The organism is Pseudarthrobacter sp. NKDBFgelt, assembly GCF_046097905.1.
In the GTDB taxonomy this organism is placed as follows: Bacteria; Actinomycetota; Actinomycetes; order Actinomycetales; family Micrococcaceae; genus Arthrobacter; species Arthrobacter polychromogenes.
Genome location: NZ_JBJURL010000109.1, coordinates 1 through 10678, shown reverse-complemented (window position 1 = coordinate 10678; position 10678 = coordinate 1). Strand labels below are relative to the sequence as shown.

Sequence of the window (10678 nt, the reverse complement as noted above, 5' to 3'; positions counted from 1 at the left end):
GCCCTCGTTGCCGCGGCCGAAGCCGCGTCCGTGCTGGGCCGCAGCGCCGGACTGCACGAAGTCGCAGCCGTCAGCGGGGTGGAGTCCGTCCTCGATGCCCTGGACGAAGGCCACCGCGCCGGCCTCCTGCGGCTGTCTGTGGACCAGGCGCGCTCCGCCGTCGTGTTCGTTGAACCCGGAACGGCGGAGGCGATCTACGAGCAGATTGTTCCCAGCCGCCGGATCGCGCTGCACCGGCTGGCTGCAGAGGCCGTGCAGCCGGAGGGTGAAAAACTCGGGCACCGGGTCTCCGCCACACCGGCAGGGGACCAGGCCCTCGCCGAGGAGCTCGAGGATTTCGCCGCCCGCCAGGCCGCTGTGGGCGCATGGCAGGACGTGGCCACGGCCCTGTTTTCCGCATCGCGGCTGTCCCTGGACATCCGGGCCCGCAACGACCGGCTCCTGCGCGCCGTCGACGCGCTGGTGGGAGCAGGGAATGTTGCCGAGGCGCAGAGCTGGTCGGCCGCCGTGGACGCGCTGCCGCCGTCGCCGCTGCGCTCTTCGGTGCTGGGCTACCTGTCTACGGTGTCCGGCCAGAACGACAGCGCCCAAAGCCAGCTGGAAATGGCCTGGCGCACCAGCAACCCGGAGCGCGACCCCCAGGCTGCCGCGCAGGTGGCGCAGCGGTTCGTGCTGCACGGGGTGGCGTCCTGGGACGGCCCGATGATCACCGGCTGGGCGGAACGCGCCATGTCGTTGACCGAACCAGGGACGCCGGCGCATGTCGAGTCCGAAGCCATCTATGGCCTGGGCCTGTACGCCTGCGGCCGGCTGGGGGAGGCGGAGGCCTCGTACCAGCGCGCCTTCGGTCACGCCGCCGAGAATGCGCAGAAGCAGCGGGTGCAGATGGGTGCCGGCTGGCTGGCGCTGCGGATGGACAATGTCGAATCGGCCCTGGTGAACTTCGAGTCGGCGGCCCCCACCGAGTACCGCGGCGGGTCCCTGCGGATTTCCCTGTGGGCCGAGGCGTGGCTGGCCCGCACCCACCTGGTGCTGGGGAACTGGGATGCCGCGGCGGCCACCATCGCACGGTCCAGCGTCCGCCTGGAAACCTCCCGGATGCCCCTGATCCGGCCCCTCCTGTACTGGACCGCCGCGGAGCTATGGTCCATGCGTGGGGACTGGGACCGGGCCCGCTATTACGTCTCGCAGGCCGCGGTCCAGCCGGGGACGTACCGGGCCATGCAGGTGCCCGCCAGCCTGGCGCGGGCACGCTTCCATGAGGCGCGGGCAGACTATGAGAGCGCCCTGGCCGTGCTCCAGCCGCTGACCGAGCTGGACCCGTGGACCGAGGACCGGGTGTCCTTCTGGCCTTGGCAGGACACCTATGTCAACGCACTTGTCATGACCGATCAGCTGGATACCGCCGACGCCTTCCTGACGTCCTTCGAGGGGCTGCGGCGCGAGCGGGAAGTCCCCTCCGACATGGCCAGGATGGCGTGGGCGCGGGGCCGGCTTCTGGCGGCGCAGGGGGATCCGGACACGGCGAGGGAGCATTTCGAGGCGGCCCTGGGGCATCTTCGCGGGCTCAACCGGCCCTACCTGCGGGCGCGGATCAGCTTCGCCTTCGGGCAGAGCATGCGGCGCGCCGGGAAACGGCGGCTGGCGTCCTCGGTGCTGCGCGCGGCGCGGGACCTCTACGACTCATTGGGCGCGGCGACCTATGTGGAGCGCTGCGACAGGGAGCTCAAGGCGACCGGTCTCGACGTCGGACATCTTCCCGACCCCGCCGATGCGGTGCTCACCGCCGCCCGCGACCACCACCTCCAGCTCACCGCGCAGGAGCAGGCGGTGGCCGAGCTCGTAGCCGGGGGAGCCACCAACAAGGAAGCGGCCCGGGCGCTGTTCGTGGCGGAGAAGACCGTGCAGTACCACCTCACGCGGCTCTACCGGAAGATGGGCATCCGCTCCCGCAGCGAGCTCGCCGCCGCGTTCCGGGCAGGGGACTGACCCGGAACGCGGCGGTGCTAGTCCTACTTAATGTCGGAGGGATGCTTGGCCAGCGGCACCACCGAGATCTCCATGTACGGGAACAGCGGGAGGTTCTGCAGGATTTCGTGGAGTTCGTCGTTGGAGTCAACGTCAAAGATCGAATAGTTGGCGTACTCACCCACCACGCGCCAGATTTCCGGCCACTTGCCCGAGCGCTGCAGTTCCTGCGAGTAGGCCTTCTCCTTCGCCTTGATTCCGGCCGCCTCGGAGGCGGGCAGGTCTGCGGGCAGTTTCACGTCCATATGGACCAGGTACTTCACTGTTTTTCCTTTCGTGGAATGGGTGGCGTCAGCGGTCGCTGCGGTAGCGTTCGAGTTTTTCCTCATTCACCCCGGTGCCCACGCCGGGGCCTTCGGGGACGCGGATGCGCCCGTCAATGATCTGCAGCGGTTCGGCCAGGAGATCGTCCGTCATGTCCAGGTAGTTGGACAGTTCCGCGGCGCGCTTGGCGGTGTGGGCGAAGGCCGCACCAAACACCACGGACGCCACGGTGCCCACCTGGGTGTCGATCTGGTTGCCGATGTAGACGTCGATGCCCATGCCCTCGGCCATGCCCACGATCTTGGCGGCCTCGGTGAATCCGGAGCGGGCCGTCTTGACCGCCAGCAGGTTGGCCCCGCCGTTGAGGATTTCCTTGGCGGCCTCGCCGAGGTTGGGGGCGGATTCGTCCGCTGCGATGGGGATGGGGGCGTTGGCGACAAGCCGGCGGCGGCCCAGGACTTCGCGGGCGTCATCCGGCTCCTCGAGGAACTGCAGGCCGAGGTCCGCGGTGCGGCGGAGCACTTCGGCGGCCTCATTCGCGGACCAGCCACGGTTGGCATCCATGTAGAGTTCGGCGTCCTCGCCCAGGCCCTCGCGCAGCACGCGGGCCGCCTCGATGTCCAGGTGGAGGGGGCGGCGGCCGGTCTTCAGTTTGAATGTGTTGATGCCGTACGTTTCGCGGAACTCCAGCGCCAGGGCGAGCAGTTCCCGGGCGGGCTTGAACCCAAGCATGTGGGAGACCCGCAGCGAATCGGTGTAGCCGCCCAGCAGTTTGGTCACCGGTTGGCCGAGGGCCTTCCCGATGACGTCCCACAGCGCGATATCCACGGCACCCTTGGCGGTCTGGTTGTGGATGGTGCGGTAGAGGATCTCCTGGACCTTCTCCCTGTCAAAGATGTCGACGCCGATCAGCTGCGGCGCGAAGACGTCCTGCACCACCGCGACGATGGACTTTTGCGTCTCGCCGTAGGTGTACGGGCGCGGCGGGGTGTCCGCGAGGCCCACCACGCCGTCGTCCGTGCGGAGGCGGACCAGCACATGGTCGGCCTCGTGGACGGATCCGGAGGCGAAGTGCAGCGGGTGGCGGTAGGGGATCGAGTAGGGAATCGCCTCAATGGCTGCGATTTTCATGACGGGGAAAGCCTTTCGTCTTTGGGAAGCGGGTCATGGCCGGGCGCGGTGGCCGCCACGACGACGTCCAGGAAGTTGTGCAGCAGGGCGGAGCGGTGGCCGCGGAGCCAGGCGACGGCGAGCTCCACGGGAGGTGCGTTGTCGATCTCCCGGTAGGCGACGCCGTCGAGCTGGAAAGCCCGGACCCGGGACGGCATGACCGCCACCCCGCCCCCGGCGGCCACGAAGGCGAGCATCGTGGAGGTTTCGCCCACCACCTGGGTGATGCGCGGCTGGAACCCGGCCTGGCGGCACAGGTCCGAAGTGATGCGGTACAGGACGGATTCGGGCGCGTAGCTGATGAAGTCCTGGTCCTGCAGTTCGTGCATCGCCACCGGCTTGTCCTCGGCCAGGGCGCTGAAGGACGGAACCGCGAGGACGAGCGGCTCCTGGTCGACAACGCGGTAGTCGATGTCCTGGGAGGCGACGGGAGGGCGGAGGAGTGCTGCATCCAGCGTGCCGTCCCGGAGTCCGGCTTCCATGGACGGGGTAAGCATCTCGCCATGCAAAGCCAGCGACAGGCCCGGCAGCATCTGCTTGGCCAGCCTCGCGATCTGCGGCATGACGCCGTAGGTGGCCGATCCCGAGAAGCCCACCCGAAGGACGCCCGTGGCTCCCTTGCCCACCTGGTACACGTCCGCTTTCAGTGTTTCCATATCGTTGACGATCTGCCGTCCGCGGTCCAGCAGGAGTTCGCCGGCTGTGGTGAGGTCCACGCGGCGGGTGGTGCGGTTAAGCAGCCGAACCCCCAGCTGTTCCTCGAGCTGGCGGATTTGCTGGGAGAGAGGCGGCTGGGCCATGTGGAGGCGTTTCGCAGCCCTGCCGAAGTGCCGTTCTTCCGCCACCGCGATGAAGTAGTTCAGCTGCCGGATGTCCACTGTGATGCCTTCCCATGCGCCCTGCCAAGGCTCTGCCCCGGACGACTATTGATTCAAAGAATAACCCTAAAAAGACTTACTAGTGCATTCTTTCGACTCAATGACGTCCAAGGCAGACCGCTGTGCGCTACTGGGGCTGCTTTGCTGCAGCATCCGTTTCGGCGCGGTGCTCAGCGATCTCTTCGACCTGGTGCTCGGCTTCCTCCAGCTTGCGCTGGTGCGGGACCATGACGGTCACCAGGCCTCCCAGGAGCGCAACGCCGCCGTAGATGTAGAAGGCCGTGGAACCGCCGATGCCCGCGGCCGCGAGCCAGCCGCCGATGATCGGGCCGAGCACGCCGCCCAGGCGGCCCACGCTGGCGCACCACGCAACGCCGGCCGCTCGGGCGTTGGTGGTGAAGTAGTTGGACTGGAAGCCGTAGATCAGCACCTGGGTGCCAAGCGTTCCCACGCCGGCCACGGCGATGAAGGTGAAAAGCATGGGCAGCGGGAAGTTGAAAGTCATGAGGACCAGGGAGACTGTGGCCAGGCCGAAGGTAGTGGCGATTACCCTTTGCGGGCCGCTCTTGTCAGCCAGGCGGGAGGCAATCAGGCCGCCCGCCACCGCGCCGAGGTTCAGTGCCAGCGGGAAGAACAGGGAGTAGGTCCGGCCGTAGCCGTAGCCTTCCATGATCTTGGGCAGCCAGGTGTTGAGGCCGTAGGTAAGGAGCAGGCCGCAGAAGGACATGAGCCCCAGCAGGACGGAGGCCAGCGCGAACTGCCTGGAGAAGACTGCGGCGAACCCGGACTTCTGCGGCGCAGCGCCCGTCTCCAAGATGACGCGCTCTTCGAGGAGCGGCACGCCGGTGCGCTCCGCGGCGGCCAGGGCTTCCTCTTCCCGGCCGCGGGACAACAGCCAGCGGGGGGACTCGGGGAGCTTCCGCCATGCGATGGGGAGCAGGATGACCAGCGGAAGTGCGCCGATGATGAACAGTCCACGCCAGCCGAGGCTCTCATGGAACATGATGCCCATGATGGAGGCGACCACGCCGCCGGCCGGAACGCCGGAGTACACGATGGCGTTGTAGAACTGGCGGCGTCCTGCCGGAGCGAACTCGGCCATGGTGGCGCCGGCACTGGCGATGACAACGCCCAGGCCGAGGCCCGTGATGAAACGCATGGCGCCGAAGGCCGGGACTGTGGTGGTCAGTGCGGTGATGAACATGCCCACCGAGAACCAGGCGATGCCAAGGAGCATGAGGCGGCGGCGGCCGAAGAAGTCGCCGACGGCGCCACAGATCAGGGAACCGACCAGGACTCCGATGAGGGCCCAGGAGCCCAGGAGGCCGGCGGTGGCCATGTCGAATTTACCGATCTGGCCGGGGTCAGCGAGCAGGCCCGGCAGTACGGTGCCGTAGATGACCAGGTCGTAGCCGTCAAAGAGCAGGGCTGTGCAGATGACGAAGGCCACCCAGTTGGCGGTGCGGGTCTCCTTCTCTGGATTTTCAGCGATAACCGCGTGCGGTTGTGTCATGTCCGGTTCCTCTCAAAGGTGATTTGCATGCGCTGGCACGACGTTGGGCCAGCAGCCGTTTCGGGGTTCCTTTCAGCCTGACAGGTGTGTGACCCGGGACATATGAGGCAATTACCCGGGGTTCCGCCCGGGGGTTTCTATGTACTTATTTCGAATGAATAAGCCTTTTGCATTGAAGAGTAAATATAGATGACAGCTCACCCGCCTGCCGCTAGGCTGGCGCAATGACCACTCCTGCACGCCTTCATTCCGACCTGTCCCGCCTCGGCCGGGAAACCGACATGTTCCTCGCCACCGTCGCGTCCCTGTCGGACCACGAAATGGCCGGCCCGTCACTGTGCGACGGATGGTCCAGGGCGGACGTCATTGCGCACGTCGCTGCCAATGGCCGTGCGCTGGTCCATCTCGTCGAGTGGGCCGCCACGGGTAAGGAGCGTCGGCTGTACGTCTCGCCCGAAGCCCGCGCCGAGGCCATCGCCGCCCTGGCCGCACTGCCACGGGAAGAGCTGCTGGCGGAGTTGCGGTCCTCGGCCGGGCACTTCGCCGAGCAGGCCATGCGGCTGGCGGGCGCCCTCGCAGCCCCGGAGATCGGCTTGAACGGCAGCCCGCTGGCGGCGACGTCCATCGTGGCGCTCCGGATTTCGGAAGTCGTAGTGCACCACCACGACCTGGATACCGCCTGGACCATCGAGGAAGCTGACCCGGACTCCCTCCTTGATGCCCTCGAAGCCGCAGTGCGCTCCCTGTGTGCCAAGGACGCACCGGGGATGACCCTGGTAACCGAGGAACGCGACCAGTGGATCATCGGTGACGGCGCCCTCCGGGTGGAGTCGGACCGTGAGGGTCTGCTCCAGTGGCTGGCGCGCGGTGATGCCACGCATATCGAGGCGGAGGGTCCGGTGCCGGCACTGCCGCGCTGGTGAGTCGGCCGGCACGAAACGGCTCCAGCGGCATCCCATCGAGGGGCCTGCATAGTCCGGCCAAGTTATTTTCGTTGCTTCGCCGCTTCTGCGATTCCTTCGGGCGCCCGCACCACCCGGTCGTCACAGTCCCGGCCCGGTTACTCAACCAACTTGGCCAGGGGCATGACACAGCGTTGTCGAGCAAGGAAAAGCCCATATGGTTGTGAAAAGCGTTCGTGTCCGCTTCCGTAATCGTGGTCGTTGGCTCAAGGGGTTGAATCGGTGAAGTGGGCCTGTTGACAGCGTCAGCAGGGGTTCAGCAGCCTAGCGTCTTGAAAAACAACTGAGTTTTCCAAGACACCGCGGCCCTGCTGGGGTGAGCCTGATCCAATTAGCGGGGGCGTGCAGTCCAATCAAGTCCGGGTACCGTTTTGGTACCATAGTGATATGGCTATGAATCTCCGTGTCCCTGAGGACCTCGATCGGCGGCTGGAGAAGTTGGCTGCCGAAGAACACACGTCCAAGTCCGCGCTTCTGTTGCAGGGCGCAGAGTTGGTTCTGCAGCGCCACGCGCGCCGGCGAGAAATCAGCCAGGGCCTTGATTTTGTTGTGAGCCATGACGCTGATCTGCTGAAGCGCCTTGAGGACGCGTGACGGCGTACCTGGACATTGAGGATGCACTTCAGGTAGTTGATCGGTACGGCATCCATATCCGTGATGTCGGGTTGTTGGCCTCGGCATTGGCCAGGCCGGCCACGACTGTCATGGGCGCGGAAGCCTATCCGGAACTGGCGGTGAAGGCGGCGGCCTTGTTGGAGTCGGTCGCCCGGTTCCATCCACTCATTGATGGCAACAAACGGACGGCGTGGACGCTCATGGTGCTGCTGCTGTGGATCAACGGTTACCGGCATGGCTTCACCACGGATGAAGGCTTCGACCTGGTCGTCGGAGTCGCCGCGGGCACTGTCGACTTGCTGGACTCTGCCGCCGAGATTTCCAGGCATCTGGTGCCCCGGTAGTCCTCCAGCGCCCCCGAAAGGGGGTGCGGACAATGTCCACACTTTTCGTCTCGTACTGAGCCAAACAGCCTTCGGACTGGCTAGGATTCCGCAATTTTTTCGCGGGTTCCCAGTGTTTCCAAGCCCTGGAATGTAGTTTGAGCCCCACCTCGGGCACAGTATTTCCCCAGGTCAAGTGCCCGTTAGGAGGTCGAGTGTGTACAAAACCGCCAAGAGTGTGCACACGAGCGGACCGTACCTGCATATCTGGAACGTTGTTCGCCTGCGTGTTGATGCTGGTAGGGCACGCCCTGATGGTGGCCAGCTAGCAACAGGTTGGCGCCGACGAAAAGCTCGCCCGCACCGGCGTTCAAGTCGCCGGAACCATCACCTGCTTTAGTGACGCTAAGGGGGATCAAACCGGACATCGCGGTCGCGGTTGAGTACGTGGCGGCCGACGGCGTGAGCCGCTACGCGAACGCCCCCGTGGATCATGAGCAGCGCCCATCCGTCGGTGAGCCGGTCACCGTCGTGTACCGCGAACAAAATCCGAGCAGGCAGTCGTGCTCGGCTATGAAAGCAACAGTGAGTTCCTCGGCGGCGTCGGCCTGATCCTGACGGCGGTCTTCTCAACGCTGGCCTCGTCCTCATCGTTTCCGGACTGAGGGGGAGGCGACGGGATAAAGTCCGCAGTTCGAACGTGGGCAGTGGTGCGGCAGAGTCGTGGTGGACGAACGTGGAGGTTCCAGCGCACACGGCCATCGGGGTTTGCCAGGCCCGCACCATTCGTTCCGGACGTGGCCGACACCCAGCAAGGGTGCCTGTCTTTCGCTGTCCTGCTGCTCGCTTCCTATGAAGCCCCTCCGCAGCGCCAGTGTCCCTGGCGCTGCGGAGAAGGCCCGGCGTTACAGCCTGGGCCAGTCCAAGGCTAGGCCCAGGACTGGTCCCGGTTGAGGCAGGCACCGCCGTTGTAAGCTACGTGGATTGAGCTGACTCTGTTTTTCATCGCGCCCAGGTTGAGACGTTCCCCCGGTTGGATGTACCAGGCGTAGCCTTCGCAGCCGGGGCTGTCGTAGATGGTGATGTACGCGTACGTGTTGTTGATCAGGGATGCTGCGTTGTTGTTGACCTGGACGCCCCATCCGTTCCGTCCGACGGGGCCGTCGGTGAAGAGCTCGTTGCCCATGGTGGCGTCGCTGTTGGCGTAGTCTGCGCGTGCGCCCTGGAAGTCGGAGTTGAAGTAGAAGCACACGCGGGCTGACGGGCACGCGGTTCCTGTGCCCGAAGCATTGGCAGCAGGCGCGCCCGCCAGGAATGTGCTGGCTCCGAGCGCCAGTACAGCCGCAGCAGTAGCCGCTTTATGCGTTGCAAGTTTCATGAAGTTCCCCAGTCATTTTTTGTAGGCGGACGAACCAATCGTCCGGGTCACCCAGCGGAGGCGCCGTCATCATTCTCTGGCATCGACGTCTTGCGGGCCATGGGGACACCTCCCCCCAATCCCAGGGGCCGGGCTAAGCCCTCCACCCATCGACGACACCCCACAGAATTCAGGTGTTGCACTCACCGCCTGAACTCGCCGCCAGCGGAGGGTTATGAGACAGCGAATTGGGCGGGGAGCGAGGAGCGCCACCCGCGACTGGAACCTTTAACGCAGCACGAGCTAGTACCAGTCGTGACCGGCTCCAGTCTCGGCAGCAGGTTTCGCCAGCTTGAAGCCGGCTCGAACGGCTACTGCAGCCGATGACTGCCGAACATCTGGGTTAGGACCGTGTGAAGAGGACTGGCCTTGCTTGTTTTGTCGTCGTCGATCTATGGTCAACGACCTGGCTTTGGACGTAACGCCGCAGTAACGCTCACGCCATTAGGGTCCCACTACCTTTACGTTGCGTTCACGGTTGCCCGGGGAGCTGACATGGCCAATCTCAAACCAAAGGAACGCTGTCACCAGCCGACCACGCCAACATTCATCCAGGTTCGAACGAGCGTCCGCTTGCACACGGGCGCGCATGACGATGGGGGACTGTCGGCCGCTGATCGCCGTTCACTCCGTACGGCGCTGTCATGAGCCTCTGGGACGATCTCCCGTCCGACGTCCGCAACACTGGAGCGCTGGATCCGCTGGAGAATGCCCTCAGGGCGATTGACACCGACGGGCTGATGCCGCGCGAGGTCACCGACGTGGATGGCACCTGGAGCGTCCGATCCGTCGCGGTGGACGTGCCGCAGCTCGCCGGGGTCAGCGTCGACCCCGCGACCGGGCGCTGGGGCGGGGCCGGGTCATCCACACCCATCGAGCTCACCGGCACCCAGGCCACCATCGCGTACGGCCGCCACCTGGCCGGCCCGGGCGGCACCGAGGACGGCGGCTGGCACCTGGACCTGGACGTGCCCGGGATCCGGCTGCTCGTGCCCTACCTGCGGGGCGCGATGCTGGATACCCGCGGCCAACTGGTCTTCGACCCCGCCAACCCGCAGGTCCGGTTCATCCTGCCGCGCATCGTCATCCGGACCATGCAGCTGGCCGGGGCCACTGTCGGCACCCGGCTGCGCTCGGCGTCGACCTCGGGCAGCCCCGTCGACGACATCTACTCCTTCATCCGCATGGCCCCGGGCCACGCGCTCATCGGCCCGGGCAACACGGTCGGCTTCGCGTTCCGCACCGCCGAGCTCGACCTGTCCTCCCTCGCCGACCCGCCCGGGCTGCCGCCCGGGGCGCGAGCGATCCCCGGCGAGTGGCAGGGGCTGCACCTGCCGGAGGTCCGGCTGTTCGTCGCCCCGAACGGGCTCGAGGGCCTGGCTGTCTCGGCGGGCGTCCGGGACCTTTGGATCGGGATCGGGGTGCACGACGGCGTGACGGGCGCCTTCAGTGCCGAGGTCGTCAACCGCGGCGGCTCCCCGGCGGTGCTGGCCCGGTTCATCAGCCCG

Annotated in this window: 10 protein-coding genes; 5 read left to right on the top strand and 5 right to left on the bottom strand. The window is 66.1% G+C overall.

Going from position 1 to position 10678, the window contains the following annotated elements:
• Positions 1-1989, top strand: a 1989-nt coding sequence (locus ACKAE7_RS19450; RefSeq protein WP_408980051.1) for a LuxR C-terminal-related transcriptional regulator, incomplete at its 5' end; no start/stop codon positions are given.
• Positions 1990-2012: 23 nt separating this feature from the next.
• Here ACKAE7_RS19450 and catC read toward each other — a convergent pair.
• The 4 genes from catC to ACKAE7_RS19430 form a co-directional block, all read right to left on the bottom strand.
• Positions 2013-2291: a muconolactone Delta-isomerase gene (catC, locus tag ACKAE7_RS19445; protein WP_191035652.1), complete on the bottom strand. Its 279-nt coding sequence runs from the start codon at positions 2289-2291 to the stop codon at positions 2013-2015.
• 28 nt (positions 2292-2319) lie between these two features.
• Positions 2320-3423, bottom strand: coding sequence for an enolase C-terminal domain-like protein (locus tag ACKAE7_RS19440; RefSeq protein WP_190611955.1), 1104 nt, complete (start codon positions 3421-3423; stop codon positions 2320-2322).
• On the bottom strand, positions 3420-4340 hold the full coding sequence (locus tag ACKAE7_RS19435) for a LysR substrate-binding domain-containing protein (protein ID WP_408980050.1): 921 nt from the start codon (positions 4338-4340) through the stop codon (positions 3420-3422). The genes ACKAE7_RS19440 and ACKAE7_RS19435 overlap by 4 nt, the downstream gene beginning before the upstream one ends.
• Before the next feature lie 127 nt (positions 4341-4467).
• On the bottom strand, positions 4468-5853 hold the full coding sequence (locus ACKAE7_RS19430) for an MFS transporter (RefSeq protein WP_408980049.1): 1386 nt from the start codon (positions 5851-5853) through the stop codon (positions 4468-4470).
• Between the two features lie 224 nt (positions 5854-6077).
• On the opposite strand from ACKAE7_RS19430, the gene ACKAE7_RS19425 reads away from it, so the two are divergent.
• The 3 genes from ACKAE7_RS19425 (at position 6078) to ACKAE7_RS19415 (ending at position 7774) form a co-directional block, all read left to right on the top strand.
• On the top strand, positions 6078-6776 hold the full coding sequence (locus ACKAE7_RS19425; RefSeq protein ID WP_408980048.1) for a maleylpyruvate isomerase family mycothiol-dependent enzyme: 699 nt from the start codon (positions 6078-6080) through the stop codon (positions 6774-6776).
• Positions 6777-7202: 426 nt separating this feature from the next.
• On the top strand, positions 7203-7409 hold the full coding sequence (locus ACKAE7_RS19420; protein ID WP_229666518.1) for a ribbon-helix-helix protein, CopG family: 207 nt from the start codon (positions 7203-7205) through the stop codon (positions 7407-7409).
• On the top strand, positions 7406-7774 hold the full coding sequence (locus ACKAE7_RS19415) for a type II toxin-antitoxin system death-on-curing family toxin (protein WP_408980047.1): 369 nt from the start codon (positions 7406-7408) through the stop codon (positions 7772-7774). The genes ACKAE7_RS19420 and ACKAE7_RS19415 overlap by 4 nt, the downstream gene beginning before the upstream one ends.
• A gap of 907 nt (positions 7775-8681) precedes the next feature.
• Here the strand turns inward: ACKAE7_RS19415 and ACKAE7_RS19410 are convergent.
• Positions 8682-9131 carry a peptidase inhibitor family I36 protein gene (locus tag ACKAE7_RS19410; protein ID WP_188813120.1) on the bottom strand — a complete coding sequence of 150 codons (450 nt, stop codon included), beginning with the start codon at positions 9129-9131 and terminating at the stop codon, positions 8682-8684.
• A 683-nt stretch (positions 9132-9814) separates the two neighbouring features.
• Here ACKAE7_RS19410 and ACKAE7_RS19405 point away from each other — a divergent pair.
• Positions 9815-10678: hypothetical protein (locus ACKAE7_RS19405; protein WP_408980046.1), on the top strand; the 864-nt coding region annotated here is incomplete at its 3' end.

What these genes read in the sequence shown, in the direction of transcription:
- ACKAE7_RS19440 (WP_190611955.1), bottom strand. Translation starts at nt 3,423, where the DNA reads ATGAAAATCGCAGCCATTGAGGCGATTCCCTACTCGATCCCCTACCGC.
- ACKAE7_RS19430 (WP_408980049.1), bottom strand. Translation starts at nt 5,853, where the DNA reads ATGACACAACCGCACGCGGTTATCGCTGAAAATCCAGAGAAGGAGACC.
- ACKAE7_RS19425 (WP_408980048.1), top strand. Translation starts at nt 6,078, where the DNA reads ATGACCACTCCTGCACGCCTTCATTCCGACCTGTCCCGCCTCGGCCGG.
- ACKAE7_RS19420 (WP_229666518.1), top strand. Translation starts at nt 7,203, where the DNA reads ATGGCTATGAATCTCCGTGTCCCTGAGGACCTCGATCGGCGGCTGGAG.
- ACKAE7_RS19410 (WP_188813120.1), bottom strand. Translation starts at nt 9,131, where the DNA reads ATGAAACTTGCAACGCATAAAGCGGCTACTGCTGCGGCTGTACTGGCG.